This is a genomic window from Marinobacterium iners DSM 11526 (genome assembly GCF_900107855.1).
Lineage (GTDB): Bacteria > Pseudomonadota > Gammaproteobacteria > Pseudomonadales > Balneatricaceae > Marinobacterium > Marinobacterium iners.
Genome location: NZ_FNRJ01000001.1, coordinates 1 through 16,929 on the forward strand (window position 1 = coordinate 1; position 16,929 = coordinate 16,929).

Sequence of the window (16,929 nt, forward strand, 5' to 3'; positions counted from 1 at the left end):
ATGCGGCCACTCCTTAGAAGATGAAGCTAACAGTGCGCAAGAAGCCGTCCGCATGCAGCAGTTTCACGACCTTTTGCTCCAGTTTGAAACCGTCCGCGCTCGGTTTCAGGCTGTACTCCACGTTGGCCGGGTAGGTCACCAGCTTGCCATGGCGCAGCTCGTTCAGTGTCATGGCGCAGCGTGCAATGACCAGATCATCACCTGCTTCAAGCACACGTACACGGGACATCATGCGCACGGTATCGCCAACCGAGATGGCAGAAACAGACTCACCGTTTTCCAGACGCGCCACGCGCATGCGCCGCATGTCAGCATCGTCCATCGCCAGGTTCAGCGTGTTCAGATAATCCGTTTCATTCAGATCAGCCGGCACGATATAGAGGCCTGATTCGGTCCACAGTGAAAGCCATTCCTGATAGCCCTTGTGGTCCAGCAGATCCGCTTCATAACCAATGAATTCGATCACCTGCGCCAGCAGTTGGGTATTGGATTTCATCACTTATTTCTCCTCTCCAGCAGCCATCATTTTCTTATACTGGCGATAGGCACCGCGCATGCCGGTTTCGGAACAGACCGATCCAGCCACATTACCGTCTTTGGACTGGTGCAGGTTGTTCATGCCGCGGTTGACCAGAATCCAGCCATCATTGCCTGCCATGGAGCCTTTCTGGACCCGTTCCCAGGCTTCACCATCATCCGGCGTGCCGAAGCCCATCGGCCCCTGGAAGTGCTCGTGCAGACGCATGCGCTTGCGGTTAAATGGAGCCGGGGCGCCTTCACCGCCCAACGCTACGTGCTGAATCTCGGTCTCACCTACGCTGACCGGCCGCAACACTCGGAAAAACGCCATGGAGCAGGAGACATTCGGGAACAGGTTGAGGTTGAAACCAGTGCCGTGGGCAGCACGGACCAGTTTCTTCACTTCGTCTTCCGTTTTGCCTTCATTGCGCAACTCCTGCGCCAGCTTTTCGAAGCGGGCCGGAATCGGCTGATCCAGATCCTCTTCCAGATCCACCAACTGCGGAATCATCACCATTACGCTGTGGCCGTTACCCAGGTCTTCGACAAACCCATCGCCATCGAGGAAGTCGAAAATGTCAGCCGTCGCATCATCCAGCGAGGTCAGGAACGACTTGTGAATGATCGGGAAATGGTAGGCATCGGTCGTGTTTTCCAGCTGGATTTTCCAGTTGCCCGGGAAATTGAAACGATGCTCGCCCAGTACCTTGACCGGATACCCACCGCCCTGCTTCATGAACAGGTCGATCCACTTTTTCGCACCACCGAGGAAGTCTTCCAGTGGCTCGATGTCATCTCTAAAAGTAGCAAATACCATGCCCTGATAGGTTTCCACCCGCAGGCTTTCCAGCGGCAGCTCATTCTTGTCGAACACGCCGTCGTACTCTTCCGGCTTGGGCAACGCGCGCAGGCTACCGTCAAGACCATAGCCCCAGCCGTGATAGGGGCAGGTGAACGCCTTGGTTTTGCCCTTGCGTGCTTCGCACACGGTGGCGCCACGGTGGCGGCAGCGGTTCTGCAGTACATGCAAATTCATCTTGCGGTCGCGGCTCAGGATAACCGGCTGACGACCGATGTATGAGGTCTTGAAACTGCCCGCCTCAGGTACTTCGCTCGCGTGGCCAACAAAGACCCAGGTGTTGTTGAACACCTTGTCCAGCTCTTCTTCGAAGATGGCCGGATCAGAGTAAAGATCCTTGTGTACCCGGCCCTCTTCTACCATTTCAGCCGCTTTCAGGCTGATGTTTTGCATATCGATCAGTTCACTCATGGTCTTGCTCTCTTTATTCGTTGCCTTGCTGGCGCTGCCGCCGAGCACTTATTCTTCAGGGACCGGCAGTGGCTGGGGGTTGTCCCAGGGGGTCTGCACGGGCCGATTGAATCGACTGGTGGTACAGAAATGAGCGATCTTCCAGCGCCCGTCTTCCCGGCGAAAACGCACGTTCAACAGTGCACTGCTGAGCTGTGAGCGACCATCGGTAAAGGTAGCGGTCTGCAGCAGCACCCAGGTGCCTTCCGCTTCGGTTTCGCTCTGCACATTCACCTTTTCAGAGGTCAGAAAATGTACGTTCAGAGCAAAGTGCGCCGGCGGCAGGGTGTATTTCACGAACATGTCCCTGATCGCTTCACGTCCTTCACGGCGGCCAAAAGTAGCAGCGTAGCGCTTGCCCCTGCCTTCCCAGATGGCATCCCTAGTGAATAAATCAATAAGAGGTTCAATATCAACTCCCTCATCTAGATAATCACAAAGTGACATGTAGCGATGCATTACTTCAGCAACATCACGCCCTGACTCTAGTTGTATCAACCTTGATACAACTTCGCTCATCTCAAAATCCATTATATCCTCTCAAAAAAAGAAGAAAGTTTGATTTTTTTATTTTGAAAATAAGCCATTTTTATAACCTCGTGAGGTATTGATTAATTTCATTACTGAAGCAAAATAGAAGGCAATAACTCCACGATAGATGGATACATAAAAATAAGCACTATAACTCCCACTTCTATTGCAACGTATGGAATAACAGCCTTATATATATTTTTAATATTCTCAGTTGGAACAACACCTTGCATAACAAAAAGAAGAAGACCAAATGGTGGTGTACAAAGCCCGACTTCTAAAACAATTAAAGTCATAACACCAAACCATACGGGATCTGCTCCTAAAATTGTGACTATTGGAATAAAGATGGGTAAAGTTAACATCATAATACTGACCTGATCCATAAAAAAACCAAGTACCAGCATAACCAAGAGCATCAGAATCAAAATATATGATGCTTCCATTCCTGAACCCGCTACTAAGGCAGACAACTTTTGAGTAGCGCCAGAAAAACCAAGTATTTGTGAAAAGCTTGATGATGCGCATATAACAAAAAGAATCATTGAAGAAAATATCAATGTTTCTTTTACAGACTTATAAAAACCACGCGCTGTAAATTTTTTATAAATAACCGTCATAATAAGACTTGCAACACAACCAAGCGCCGCAGACTCTGTAGGAGTTGCAATCCCCCCAATCATACTTCCAACAACAACAGCAAAAATAGCAATAAGAGGTGCAACATGTACAATAAAAGGTTTTATTCGCTCCCCAAAGCTGACAATTTCAATTTCATATGCTGGTGCTACTTTTTCATTCAATTTACATCTAACAAAAACATATGTAAAAAACAAAAAACAGATTATTAAAGCAGGTATGATTGATGCTATAAGAAGACTGTTTATGGATATTTTACCCATACTTCCCAAAAGCACAGCCAATGCTGATGGCGGTATCAGCATAGCTATTCCACCAACCGCCATAATTGGACCCATTGATATACTTGGCGAGTATCCTCTTGCCTTCATTTCGGGCATTAAAGTCTTACCTAGAATCGCTGTATTTGCCATTGTTGAGCCTGACAGCGATGAGAATATAGTACCTCCTATTATCGCAACCACTGATAATCTACCAGGTGTTTTAGCTAGTAATTTATCAATTGAATCTATAGCTTTTTTGGCAACGCCTGATTGCAATAATATCTCACCCATTAGAACAAACAGCACAATCGGCACCAACGAGAAATTTGCAACCGAAGACTGCATATTTCTTACCATTTGCTGTATCCCAATATCTCCTCCCATTATAAAAAACGAACCTAATATATTCATTGTCAAAAATGAGAATACAACAGGCACACCTGCCAAAAGCAAAAAAATTACACCCAAAAACATACATGATAAAACATAATACCATTCCATAATCAAACCTCAGACGTCGATATTCTATTAACCATTTTAACTACTGATTCGCTGACCAACATCAACATTGAAAAAGGAATAATCCAATTTATATACCACTCAGGAAATGTAAGCATTTTAAATACATACCTATCTCTATTTATTGACTCTATTAGAGAGCTGGTGCTGTAATAAAAAACAATAGACCCCAATAATAAAACCAAAAAATCAATGAAATATGAGTGCTTAACCTTGAAATCATCACTTCTATTCAAAATCAAAATATCAACTTTGAGGTTACAATCCTTTTTATATACCCATGGAGCACAGAGCAATGCAATTGCAAGCAATGAATATTCTGATAGCTCAACTACCCCCACAAATAGTGAAACACCAAATGACCTGAGCATGACATCTAAAGGTATTATAAATGTCAAATAACACACCAATATACATGACAGATAAAACCCAGAATTAACCAAAAAAGTTTGGATTCTTAAAAACTTACACATTTTAAGGCTCCTTTTATTTTTTTTATTAACAAAACCAATCTCCTTTTCTAGAATGATTTTAAAGATTTATATCAATCGAAATAAATTTAATATCCGGTTTTCCTTGACACATATCAAGACATGTAAGAATATTTATACAACTTATATGCATCGTTAACAAATAAATATAATTTATAGTGATTATAAACATGGCGAATGAAAACTTTGATTTCAATCTTATAAAAGTATTTTGCTCCATTTACGAAACACAAAGCCTTACTGAAACCGCTGATGCCCTTTCAATTACACAGCCGGCCGTAAGCTATGCATTAAAAAAACTACGTGATAGTTACAATGACCCACTCTTTATACGAGCAGAAGGAAAAATGATAGCCACCTCTCTCGCTAATAAAATCGCTCCTACTCTAAAAAACTCCAAAGAAATGATACAAAAGTCTTTCTACGGAGTTTATGATTTTGACCCACGCTTATCATCCAGGGTTTTTAAATTTTCCATGTCGGATGTTTCTCAAATTTTTTTTCTACCTCCCATTTGCTTGACATTAGAGAAATACTCCCCTCGAATTTCCATAGAAACCTTACAAATAGAACAAAATAATATTGAATTGAATTTACATAAGGGTGAGCTAGACTTTGCAATAGGTAATCTTGCAAACCAAGAGGAAAAATTCAAAAATATATTAATTGATAAAATATTTGAAGATCGTTTTGTTTGTATGGTCAGAGAAGACCATCCTGCAGGCGTAGATGAATCGAATAATTTCGATCTAGGGAGAATTAAAATATTAAGCGTAAGAAATAATATCACCGACCATTGTAATCAAATAAAAAAAATGAGTAGTGAGCTCCACAAAAATATCACACTAGTTGTTCCAAATTATGCAGCCACCCCCATCATAGTCAGTAAATCTGATTACGGTGTAATAATTCCATTATCCATAGCCAAAATATATAATCACGATAATCAATTCGAGATATATGAAATTGATTATCCAAATAACAGTATAGATGTTAATTTATACTCTCATGTTTCTTATCAAGAAGATCCATCTATAAAGTGGATGAGAAACTTGATTTTGAAAAACTTTCATCATCATAACGTCTAAAATGACGGGCATATAAAATATGCCCGTCATTTTAGTATCTATTACTGAATGTCCATTAACAATTTAAGCTCGGATGCAAACTTTGAATTTCTTGTCAGCTCATCCCAGTATACTTTACGTGCCAGTACGGGAAGCTCGCTACCTAAATCAATACTCTTAATTCCCAAGGAATCTTGATTAGCATATTCTTTTCTTTCAGCCTCCAAAAGCTCAACGTTTATTTTTTCTTCAAACTCTACAGCTGCTTCTCTCAGTAACTTCAACTCGTCATTTGTGAATTTTTCTTTTGCCTTATTTGAAAGAAAAACATTGAAGATTATATTATAGAATTTTGGGTCTACTCGATATTTTGTCATCGTATCCCAGCCCATATCAGACAGCCCAAGACTACTCCATGAATAACCGTCCACCATATTCCGTTCTAATGCAGTAAATACTTCCGGAATTGGTATATTAATAGGCTGTGTTTTAAGCGCTTTGAGGAGAGGTTGTTGTAATACCGCTGTTCTGATTCTCAAACCTTTCAGGTCATTTATGTCTTTAATTTCGTTCGAAAGAAATATATGAAAACCCAGTCCTTCAGCATATGTTGCGAGTAGTTCTGCATCAAACCTATTATCAAAAACTTCTTTTAGTTTAGCATACGCACCGTTTTTTCTTTGATCATCAACGCTAACATTTGAAATTTCCTGGACATTCGCCTCTGGAAATTCACTTCTATATGCACCTGGAAAAGTAGATAGAATATCTATCATCCCAATTCTTAAAGCCTGCATTTGCTCCTGTGCTGGAATAGATTCAGGACCAACAACTCTAATTCTTAATTCACCTTCGCTTTTTTCACTTACTATTTCTGCATATCTTTTAAACGCATTTCCCCATACTGTATCTACAGGAACAGGTACTGCCGCTGTTAATGTTTTTTCCGCATTAGCTGCTGTAGCAGTTAATACCAGCATACAACTTATAAAACCACTAACGATTTTATGTTTGAATTTTTTACTCAGCATAGTTCTTACCTTTTATAAATCCAATTTAATAATTTTATTTTTCGAGCAATTTCTGAGTCTTATGTATATCACTACAGCAGCACTAAACAAAATAACAGATACTTATACTCAATATAACATATATTTATTAATGAAGATGATCACGTCAGACATTGCTTCCTCTCAGGCTCCAGGGAAATGGGACGGAATCCCCCTGTTACGGCATTTGTGTGCCAGATTGGTAGATGGAAAAGCCCATCACAAAGGAAGAGGCATCTACCCGTTTTCCTAGACGTTTTTAAAAGGCAAAAAGCTTTAAACCCTGTTTGGCGACTCTATTAAAGATTAGAAAATTATAGAATTCGCTCGATGTAATTCAAAATATACAGCAAGCCTCGTCTAATGTTCGGTATTGGCGATGATAAATACGCTCACGTTTGAACACCTGAAGATGGACTTACCTCTGCCTCAGGTGGAGACTTGATCAAAAGCCTCCGTCCTGACCCCGCAAGTACGAATGTCATCGTACTCGATTATAAAAACCCTATGTAATCGAACACTTCTGTACATACGTGCAAGGTCACGGGTTTTGTGAATCCTCTTCTTGATACGCTCCTCTTTTTCAAGCTACTCAAGATCGATTCAGCAACAGCATCAGCGCCTTGGGTTGACGTTGTCACACCACCATAGGAAGCGCATCATTGACGAGGAACGACGCAATGTCGCCTTCATACCACCCCTTCGGGCGTGAGAACACGGTCAACAACCGCCACCAGATATAATCAACCCTGCGATGAGCGGATATAGGTAAGGCCTTCGCTGAAGAAGATAGTCTCTCTACCTCCGCCAGGAGTTCCGGCGAGAACTCGTGGTCTGCCCCGGTCAAATCCATGTCCAGCGGTGATTCTTTCTTCCACCCAAGTCTTTTGAGCCTATCGGCTGTTTCCCGATCCGCGTCGAAGTGCGCCATTGGCCTTCCCTTCCTGATGATGAACATAAGCTGGGTGTAGTGGTCAACTAATTCCGGACATGGTTTTAAGTTTCTCTTCCGCTGCCTGAGGGCTGATACCGCCATTGGCACGGTGAGGCCGTTGCTGGTTGTAGTAGCCCATCAGATACTGACCAATATCCACTTTGGCCTCGGGCAATGAGCGGTAGCCAGTTTCTGGTACCCATTCCGTTTTCAGGCTTCGGAACAATCGCTCCATCGGGGAGTTATCCCAGCAATTCCCTCGGCGGCTCATGCTTTGCACCATTCGATAGCGCCAGATCCGTTGGCGGAACTTCAGACTGGTGTATTGGCAACCTTGATCGGAGTGGAACAGCACACCCTCGGGCCGTCCTCGCCGTTGCCAGGCATCATCCAGGGCCTTTGTGACCAGTTCTTTGTCAGCCGAGTTTGAGACTGCCCAGCCAATAACTCTGCGGGCGTAAAGATCCAGCACAACAGCCAGATATGACCAGCGAGCCCCTGTCCAGATATAGGTTATATCACCACACCAGACCTAGTTGGGTTGCTGGACATCAAATTCACGATTCAGTCGATTGGGGATGTCCACATGTTCTACCGTCGCTTTCTTGTACTTATGAGGCCCCGGTTGCTTACAGATCAGGCCGGATTCTTTCATCAGGCGGCGTATCAGATAGCGCCCGGCTTCAATACCCTCTGACGCCAGTAGATCACGGATACCACGACTTCCCAGCCCACTACGACTTAACTTGAAAGCGCGGTTCACGTGCGCTTTCAGCTCCAGCCTCCGTCTGGTTAATTCTGCGCGTACCGCGGCGATAGTCATAATAACTGGATCGTTTAATGCCAAATGCCTGACAGACCATCTTGATGGGCTTGAACTCTCTCAAACGGTCTATCAGCGCATACGTTTGAACTCGTCTGACATCAAGAGAGCGGAAGCCTTTTTTAATATGTCCTTTTCTTGCTCCAGTCGTTTAACCTGGGCTTCTAATTCCTGAATACGCTTCTGCTCTGGTGTCATGGCTTTGCTGGCGGGCGTTTCACCACCTCGCTCTGCACGAAGTTGGTCTACCCAGCGCCTCAGCGCTGTTTCGCCTACATCAAGCGCACGACAAGCTTCTGATATGGAATACCCCTGATCAAGGACGAGGCTCGCAGCTTCAAGTTTGAACTCAGGGGTAAAGGAACGACGTTGTCTTTTCATTGAACACCTCTTGGGTGGCAAGGGTACCACCTATCTGCGTGTCCGGAATCATTAGACCACTACAATGGCTGCCTACAGCCTGTTTCAACGCTCCGCCCTCAGCAGCGCCGCTTTCAGTGGTCGTTAACCTGAGTCGACTTGGTGCCGACCGAGGCCAGTACTGCCCTCTCCATGGCATCCTGTCGATATCCAACGGGTAGCAGGCTCAGCCGCCGGTCATGTTCATGAATCGCAAAATTTGTGGCTCGTCATCGAGCCGAAATTCGTGTCGCTCGGGTTTCAGCGCCATCGCCTGGATGATGTACTGCTGCAGATCCTCGGGCGCACGCGCAGGATCACGCAGCACTTGTCGCAAGTCGACACTGTGTTCATGCCCCAGGCAGAGCAGCAAACGCCCTTCGGCGGTGACACGCACCCGATTGCAGTCGCCACAGAAGTTGCGGCTGTGTGGCGAAATGAAGCCGATGCGGCTGTCACTGTCGGCCATGCGGAAGTAACGCGAAGGCCCGCCGGTCCGTTCGGTAGAGGGCAACAGCGGAAAACACGACGCAATGCGCGCGCGCAACTGCTCACTGGAGCAGAACTGCTCGGCACGGTCGTGCTCGCTGATCTGGCCCAGCGGCATCTCCTCGATAAAACTGATATCCAGCCCCCGCTCACGGGCGAACTCGACCAGCGCCAATACCTCGTCGTCATTGCGACCGCGGAGAATGACGCTGTTGAGCTTGATGCGCCGGATGCCGGCTTCGCGGGCCGCATCGATACCGCGCAACACTTGATTCAGGTCACCGGTACGGGTCAGTCGCTGGAAGCGATCGGCCTGCAGACTATCGAGGCTGATGTTGATGCGATCCACACCCGCCTCGGCCAGCGAACCAGCCAGTTTCTCCAGCTGGGAACCGTTAGCCCGGATGTTGCAGCACAAACAAGAGAGGCGACTTATTTTTTTGTTATAATTCAAGTGCTTACGTCGAATATAACAACCAAATCGCCCATGACAGATTGTAACCCGACTCTACCCTTATTGCCACGCTGCAAAAGCCGTCAAATCGAGACCAGTTTTGAAGATGGCAACATCACCTCGGATGCCGGCGTCATGCTGCTGCGGCAACTCGACTGCAACCTCGCCTTGACTCGTTCAATTACCCGCCGCATTAAGGATCCGCGCTGTACGCACCAGCTTGAAACGATGCTGCACCAGCGTCTCTTTGGTCTGGCGCTGGGCTATGAAGATTTGAATGATCATCAGCATTTGCGACAGGACTTGGTGCTTCAGACCGCCGTTGGGACCGATCAGACATTGGCCAGCCAGTCGACGCTGTGCCGCTTTGAACTCAATGCCGATCGCCACTGGGCACTGGCGATCCACGAGGAACTGGTCGAGCAATTCATCCGCTCCTATCGCAAGCCGCCAAAGCGCTTGATACTCGATTTCGATGCCACGGATGACAGTGTCCACGGGCAGCAAGTGAGGCGGCACTTCCATGGTCACTACGATGGGTACTGCTTCCTTCCGCTGCATGTGTTCTGTGGTCAAAAGCTGCTGGTCAGCTACATGCGCCCGGCCTACGAGGATGCCGCCAAGCATGCTTGGGCGATCCTGGCCTTGCTGACCAAACGGCTTCGCGCCGAATGGCCGGATGTTCAGATTATCTTTCGCGGCGACGGCGGCTTCTGTCGGCCCCGGCTACTACGCTGGTGTGAGCGCCGCAAAGTCGGCTACATCGTCGGCATCGCCAAGGAAAAACTGGCGCTGCACCGTCGTTACGAGGCGGCTATCCGGTTCCGTGACACCCGTGTTAACCAGCGCCTGTTCACCAATTTTGAGTATGCGGCGAAGAGTTGGAAGAAGTGCAAACGCCGCATCATCGCCAAGTGCGAGTTCTCCCACCAGGGACCGAACAACCGCTATATCGTGACCAATCTAACTGGCACTCCAAAGTGGCTATATGACCGGCGCTACTGCCTGCGGGGCGAGATGGAAAACCGGATCAAGGAACAGAAGTGGCTGTTCTCCGACCGTACGAGCTGTCACGAGTGGTGGCCCAATCAGTTCCGCCTGCTGCTGTCAGGGCTGGCCTACCCCTATGTGTTGCTGGAACGACTCCGCAGTGGTTAATCTGCGCGGCACGCGCTACGTGCGCGCGCAGGTCACAACCCTGCGGCTACGCCTGCTGAAAATTGGCGCGGTCGTCACACGGAACACCCGGCGTATCCGGATCATGATGAGCAGCCACTATCCCGACCAAGTTCTGTACGCCAAGGTGATGCGCAAACTGTTGTCCGGATAGCAACGGCGGTGCTGTCCCCGGCACGGTATAAACAATGGGGTTTGGGGAAGCTGCGCCTGAAACACTGCCACTGATCGTTTATCGATCACTTTTTCATGCGACGAACAGCGTGACTCTTATTGGTGGCCTGATCTGGGGCAGCCTCAGGCACCTGATGCAATATGCGGGCTAGTGCCCGTGCACCAGAAATCACCATCACTCGACGTGTCCGAAGTAGCGGGGTAGAACCCTCGATATCGAAGCGATCACCCTCCCCAAAATGCCGAAAGCCTTTACTTAACTGCAAGGCGTAAGGGCGGTTTCACTTGGACCGGCAATTTCCTATTGACACTGTCACGTTTACCGAAGGGCGGCAGCATCTACTATTCACAAGGCTGCAGCGACCACGGCGTGACCTACACTCATGTAGCAGGCCGGCTGCTGGCCCAATCCCTGGCCGGTCAGGTCGAACGCTTCGATGCCTTCAACCAGCTTCCACTCTGGAGATCGCCTGTTCCGATCACCACATGGGTGCCTAGTAGTACAATATGCATGACAGGCTGGGGGATCTCGCAGTGCCAACACCGTGAAGAACGAGCAGGCTACCCGATGACATTTTTGCGGTCGAGAGAGAAACTCTGATCCTGTATGCTGGCCTTGGATACAAGTAGGCATCAAAGGACTTTTTCATTGGATACAACACTTGTCGGCAAAACCCTTCCGGGTCTGCACTGCTTCGCATGCGCAGCACAGCATCTGAGTTTTACCAAGGCTGGTGAAGCCATGAACTTGTCTCAAAGTGCCGTCAGCCACCGCATACGAAAACTTGAAGAACAACTCGGATTCTTTCTCTTCAAACGTCTCACGCGCCAACTCGTATTAACCGAGGAAGGAAAACGCCTTTATTCTGTTATCCAGTCATCCCTGGACGATATATCGGCCGAAATCCACTCTCTGCAAAATCAGGAGGTGGGCGGCACGCTACACATTACGTCGACCCCCTCTTTCAGCAGCTGCTGGCTGACGCCGCGTTTGTCTGACTTTGCTGAACAATATCCAAACATTTTTCTTCACTTGCGTACCCGAAACGACCGCGTCAATTTCAGTGCCGAAAGCGTGGATCTTGCTATCTACTATGGCAAAAGTGAACATCCAGGATTAGTGGTAACCCCGTTCATGGATGAGAAAGTGCTGCCGGTCTGCTCCAGAGATTACGCCGATCGTAAAAGCCTCTGGGGAGCCCCCCAGGCACTGGCCTCCTGCACTCTGCTGCATGATGCCCAGCCCTGGCCCAACGCCCAGTATTTTTCGGAGTGGAAAAGCTGGCTTGATTTTGCAGGCCTGAATGATATCGATTATGAAGGCGGGCACAGTTTTGATCGCGCAGAACTTGCATCAGCTTGGGCAATGCAGGGTGGCGGTGTTGCCATGGGCAGACTTAGACTGGTTCAGGATCAGCTTGAATCGGGTGAATTAGTAGCCCCCTTTGAGATGGATTGCACAGCATCCCAGTCCTATTACCTAGTGTCCACACAAGAGCGCAGCCAAACGACCCGCGTAGCCGCACTCTGTGAATGGCTACTCCAGCAAGCTCAGCAGCAGGCCTGAAGCTTCAGGACGCTGCCACCATCGAGCTAAGGGTGTTAACGCCCTAGCGTCCGTTTAATCACGCGCCCCGGACGAATTCCCGTGCCTTCTCCGTTCTGCCATACCAACTGCCCATTCACAATGACCTGCTCGATGCCTTTCGCCTTGGAGACTGGATGCTCAAAGGTAGATGTATCAATGATACTGTCTGGATCGAAGATCGTGATATCGGCAAACATGCCCTCTTTGATCTGCCCGCGCTCTGCCAAACCAAACTGCTGGGCAGACAGGCCCGTCATTCGGTGCACACCCTCCTCTAGCGTCATTAGCTTCTGTTCACGCACATAGCGTCCCAGTACGCGAGGGAAGGTTCCCCACAGGCGGGGATGGGGATGCTTGTCTTCCGGCAACCCGTCAGAACCTATCATGGCATCCGGAGATGACATGATCCTTTTCACATCTTGTTCATCCATCATGAAATAGATCGCACCGGCGGGCTGAAGCTTTTGGATTGCTTCACTCAGGTTACAGCCCATTTTCTTGACAATGTCATTTAGATCAGTCGCCGTGAATTCCGGATGCGGATCAGACCAGGAAATGAGGGTTTTCAACGAATTGTTCACCATCGATTCTTCAAGCACGGTCGAACAGGCATCGTACGGATAGACGTCCAGAGCCAGCGCCTGATGCTCCTTCGCCTGACGAATCAGCTCTAGTGTTTGCGTGCTCTTACCAAAGTTCCGTTTACCCTGGCACTTGTGATGTGAAATCACCACGGGAGCCTGAATCTGACGGCCGATCTCAAGCGACTCTTCGATGCTTTCGATAACCTTATCGGCCTCATCACGCATATGGGTCGTATAGATACCGCCGAAGTCTTTCAGTACCTTGGCGACCTCTATCACCTCCTCAGTCGATGCACTGAACGCCGGCTCGTAAAATAAGCCGGTCGAAAGACCTATGGCGCCTTGCTCCAAACACTCTTTTAGTTTAGATCGCATCTGAGAGATTTCATCATGGGTCGCCGTTCGATGCAGGTCATCATCCCCCATCACCTCCATTCTCAAAGTGGTATGACCGACTAGAAAGGCTGAATTTATTGCTGGTTGTGCGGCATCCACCTTGGCTATAAAGGCCCCCATACTCTCTGCAACGAAACTACCCGATTTGAACACAAGTCTCAGCAACCCCGGGGGATTTCCCTTGGATGAATATGGCGCACCACTAATTCCACAGTTTCCACAAATCACTGTTGTCACACCCTGACTGAGTTTTGCTGTCATGTCAGGACGCAAGATCAAAGAGGCATCATCATGAGTATGAACATCGATGAAGCCCGGTGAAACGATTTTTTCTTGAGCATCGACATGATGTTTTGCCGTTTTTCCGTCAAGATCACCGATCGCAACAATACGCTCCTTTTTAATCCCTACATCTGCAGAAAATGCAGGTCTTCCTGTACCATCCACAACCCGGCCATTACTAATCAAAATATCAAAAACATTATCTTTTATTAACATATCAACAACCCTTGATAGCGAACAATTATTTTATTTCTATTGCCCTACCACCTTTCCCCCAAGCATTAATGTCGGTAGCCAAGTAGCTAGCGATGGTATATAGGTCGTCAACATAAGAACCGGAATACCCACATAGAAAAGGTATTTCATCATAATCGGAGCTACTGCCTGGTATGCAGTGCCTGATAGCCGTGTTCCGACAAATAGTGACATCGCAAAAGGAGGAGTAATTACGCCCAAACCAATATTAATTATAAATATAGCACCCAAGTGAACGAGATTTACATCCAACTCGATCATTAACGGTAGAACTAGTGGAACAGTAAGTATTAAAATTGGTATAGCTTCAATGAACATGCCCAGCAAAAGTAGGAATGCATTTAGGGATAGCAAAATCATTTCGGGGCTTTCAAAAAGCCCAAGCATATGATCAGCGAGTGACTGCGCAGCACCTGCACGAACAAGATAACGACTAATGATACTACCTGATGCTATCAAAAGTGCTATCAAGCCGACAGATATTGTCGTATCCAAAAGGGCTATTTTGAACCGCTTTCTATTCAGATGTTTATAAACAAATAAGCCGACAATAATGCTGTAGATCACAGCTACAGCACCCGCTTCGTTCGGTGTACAGATACCACCATAGATACCGACCAGAATGACCAGCGGACAACCCAAAGCGGGCAGGGCTTTCCAGGTGACCCTTTTGAGATGTTGAACCCGTTCACTATAGCTGAGTACCTCCTCTACCTCACTACCGGAGACTTCATCAATGTACTTCGGTGCGATGAAGTAGTTCAGTACCGCATAGCCAAATGCAAGCAAAATAGCGGGCACTACTGTCGATAAGAAAACAGCCGCTACCGACTGCTGGGCCACCAGGCAATAGATCAGTGCCGGCACGCTGGGCGGAATCAAATATCCAAGAAAACTGGAGCTGCACAGCACGGCCGTGGTGTACTCTTTCTTATAACCTAGCTTGTGTAACCTAGGAACCAGCAGAGGCACCAATGCAGACACACAAGGTACAGAGGAGCCGGTAAGCGCGCTCATAAATACGGTCGAAACAATGGCAACCAACGTCATGCCCCCCCGTATTTTTCCTACAAGAGCATGGGAAAAATCAACGATTTTATCTGCCAGGCCACCTGCCGATATAAGAGAACCGGCAAAAACAAAAAATCCAATTGACATCAACACATAACTGTTCAAAGACGAATAGAACGTGCCTATTAAAAAATTATCAGGAATACCATCGACGGAAAGGCCGATACCTGTACTTGCAATAAAAAGCCAACCTAAAGGGACGGCCAGCAACATCATGGTCAGGAACATGCCAATAGTAATAATAATTCCTATGGACATTTTAAACCTCCAGAATTAAACCCTTTGATAAAATCTAAAGTTTGCATAAGAATATGATGCAAAGTGTGAAATGCACATAGAGAAAGAGCGATGAGTACGCTTTGTCTAATCCAGCTCGTGTTAAACCATGGTACCAGAGTTCCATACTCAGGGTATTTAATTGCACTCATAAATTGTCTGTGTGCCATGGGAATAAGATATATAATTACAGAAAGCACCAGGATATTAATAAAAATCTTTGAAAGCTTAATAAATTCTGGTTTATTTTTCAGTGACATCTCCATAAAAACATCTACAGATGTATGATGCTGCTCCCGTGTCGTGATAGCGATTGAATAGATCAATGACGGGATGAAAAGATATAAAGATAAATCGCCGATCCACATTATTTCAAAGTGAAATATATATCTATTCAAAACCTGAAGCAAAACAAGAAATGAACAGAGGATAAGCATTGAAAAACAAAATAGATTTTCAAGCGTTGATATACACTTGACTAAAAATAGGTACGCCTTCATAGCTTAGACACCCTAATAGCATACTACTAAGTTAACAGAGGCCCCAAAGGGGCCTCATCAAAGCTTAATCTTTGCTGCTTGCAACCTGATTAAGTGCTTCGAGCTGACTACGAAGTTTCTTGCTCATATTCTGATTCGGATACGCTTTTTCCAGCCAGGAATCAGCTAGTTCCGCCCAGATAGCGTCAATATTTGAGGCTTCACGCAGAGCTGCGCGCTCCTCATCGGTCAAACGAACAATGGTGAAGTCGCTCATTTCTTCAAGCTGCTGGATGTAACCGGACTCCGCTTCTTTGTGTAGCTGGTTGGAGTAGTCCTGAGCTTCTGCTGCAGCACGGGACACCGCTTCTTTCAGGTTGTCCGGCAGCTCATTCCAAGCGTTCAGGTTGATAGATACGTTTTGATTGTCCCATGCAAAGTTGATGTCAGAGAAAAACGTCAATACTTCAGCATGTCGTTCGTCAACCAATGAGGGCCACATGGTCCAGTTTCCATCGATGACGCCACGGGAAAGGCCATTATAAATCTCAGACCAAGGCAGGGTTTGCAGAGTCATACCAGTGCCCTCACCCATGCCCTCCAGTGCACGGACAAAACCGATTGAACCCGACACACGGATCTTGAGATTCTTGAAGTCTTCACTCTGTCGAATCGGGCGTACGGTATTACCAATACCATAAGCACCCTGAGAGATATGCATTAATGTATGCATGCCGACCTCATTATACGCGGTTTCCAGTACATCATTCAGGGGGCCACCAACACTATAAGCCTTTTCAGCCGCATCCCAGTTTGAAATGGCCCAAGGCATCCAGTTCAATACGCCACCCGGTATGATTTTCGCGTATGGTGAAAACACTCCAATAGTTATGCTTCCATCCTGAACGCCATGAAACGTTTCTTCGTGATTACCAAGCAGGCCATTTTTATACAGCTTGATTTCAATCTCACCATTACTGTACTCTTTCACCTTATCGATAAAGTGTTCAAATACCTTATTTGCAATAGGTCGAGTCCAGGGCTGTGAAAACGTCCACTCGTACTCTGCAGCATTCACACTTGAAGACAGTCCCATCAGCACTGCAACAATGGATAAAGAACCTGCTGTTTTTTTAATGATTTTCTTAATCATATTACCCTC

Annotated in this window: 13 protein-coding genes and 3 pseudogenes; 3 read left to right on the forward strand and 13 right to left on the reverse strand. The window is 46.9% G+C overall.

The features are described from left to right. Positions 1-13: 13 nt before the first annotated feature. The 5 genes from BLV48_RS00005 to BLV48_RS00025 form a co-directional block, all read right to left on the reverse strand. The gene (locus BLV48_RS00005) at positions 14-496 is read right to left on the reverse strand and encodes an aromatic-ring-hydroxylating dioxygenase subunit beta (RefSeq protein WP_091821118.1); all 483 of its coding nucleotides are present in this window, start codon (positions 494-496) and stop codon (positions 14-16) included. Between the two features lie 3 nt (positions 497-499). Then, positions 500-1,789, reverse strand: a complete 1,290-nt coding sequence (locus BLV48_RS00010) for an aromatic ring-hydroxylating oxygenase subunit alpha (protein WP_091822802.1) — start codon at positions 1,787-1,789, stop codon at positions 500-502. A gap of 48 nt (positions 1,790-1,837) precedes the next feature. Continuing rightward, positions 1,838-2,347, reverse strand: coding sequence for a nuclear transport factor 2 family protein (locus BLV48_RS00015; protein ID WP_091821121.1), 510 nt, complete (start codon positions 2,345-2,347; stop codon positions 1,838-1,840). A gap of 101 nt (positions 2,348-2,448) precedes the next feature. Next, positions 2,449-3,762, reverse strand: a complete 1,314-nt coding sequence (locus BLV48_RS00020; RefSeq protein ID WP_091821124.1) for a TRAP transporter large permease — start codon at positions 3,760-3,762, stop codon at positions 2,449-2,451. A gap of 2 nt (positions 3,763-3,764) precedes the next feature. Continuing rightward, complete coding sequence (locus tag BLV48_RS00025) at positions 3,765-4,253, reverse strand: TRAP transporter small permease (protein WP_091821127.1); 489 nt, start codon at positions 4,251-4,253, stop codon at positions 3,765-3,767. Positions 4,254-4,441: 188 nt separating this feature from the next. Here BLV48_RS00025 and BLV48_RS00030 point away from each other — a divergent pair, with 188 nt between their 5' ends. Further along, on the forward strand, positions 4,442-5,359 hold the full coding sequence (locus tag BLV48_RS00030) for a LysR family transcriptional regulator (protein ID WP_091821131.1): 918 nt from the start codon (positions 4,442-4,444) through the stop codon (positions 5,357-5,359). Positions 5,360-5,400: 41 nt separating this feature from the next. Here BLV48_RS00030 and dctP read toward each other — a convergent pair whose 3' ends face one another. The 4 genes and pseudogenes from dctP to BLV48_RS00050 all read right to left on the reverse strand — a co-directional run. Then, entirely contained in the window at positions 5,401-6,369 is a 969-nt protein-coding gene (gene dctP, locus BLV48_RS00035; RefSeq protein WP_091821134.1) for a TRAP transporter substrate-binding protein DctP, read from the reverse strand. A 655-nt stretch (positions 6,370-7,024) separates the two neighbouring features. After that, positions 7,025-7,318: a hypothetical protein gene (locus BLV48_RS00040; protein ID WP_091821137.1), complete on the reverse strand. Its 294-nt coding sequence runs from the start codon at positions 7,316-7,318 to the stop codon at positions 7,025-7,027. 43 nt (positions 7,319-7,361) lie between these two features. Next, a pseudogene (locus BLV48_RS00045) lies at positions 7,362-8,525 on the reverse strand (IS3 family transposase). Between the two features lie 205 nt (positions 8,526-8,730). Then, positions 8,731-9,432: pseudogene (locus tag BLV48_RS00050) on the reverse strand (GTP 3',8-cyclase MoaA); the annotation flags it as partial. 87 nt (positions 9,433-9,519) lie between these two features. On the opposite strand from BLV48_RS00050, the pseudogene BLV48_RS00055 reads away from it, so the two are divergent. Then, positions 9,520-10,816: pseudogene (locus tag BLV48_RS00055) on the forward strand (IS1380 family transposase). Positions 10,817-11,485: 669 nt separating this feature from the next. Then, a complete protein-coding gene (dsdC, locus tag BLV48_RS00065) occupies positions 11,486-12,403 on the forward strand; it encodes a DNA-binding transcriptional regulator DsdC (RefSeq protein ID WP_175527520.1) in 918 nt (305 codons plus the stop codon). 35 nt (positions 12,404-12,438) lie between these two features. Here dsdC and BLV48_RS00070 read toward each other — a convergent pair whose 3' ends face one another. From BLV48_RS00070 to BLV48_RS00085, 4 genes are all read right to left on the reverse strand, one after another. Further along, entirely contained in the window at positions 12,439-13,902 is a 1,464-nt protein-coding gene (locus BLV48_RS00070; protein ID WP_091821149.1) for an N-acyl-D-amino-acid deacylase family protein, read from the reverse strand. Between the two features lie 36 nt (positions 13,903-13,938). Continuing rightward, complete coding sequence (locus BLV48_RS00075; protein WP_091821152.1) at positions 13,939-15,270, reverse strand: TRAP transporter large permease; 1,332 nt, start codon at positions 15,268-15,270, stop codon at positions 13,939-13,941. Then, complete coding sequence (locus BLV48_RS19560) at positions 15,261-15,788, reverse strand: TRAP transporter small permease (protein ID WP_091821156.1); 528 nt, start codon at positions 15,786-15,788, stop codon at positions 15,261-15,263. Before BLV48_RS19560 ends, BLV48_RS00075 begins: the two co-directional genes overlap by 10 nt. A gap of 64 nt (positions 15,789-15,852) precedes the next feature. Continuing rightward, complete coding sequence (locus BLV48_RS00085; RefSeq protein WP_217632914.1) at positions 15,853-16,920, reverse strand: TRAP transporter substrate-binding protein; 1,068 nt, start codon at positions 16,918-16,920, stop codon at positions 15,853-15,855. Positions 16,921-16,929: the final 9 nt, after the last annotated feature.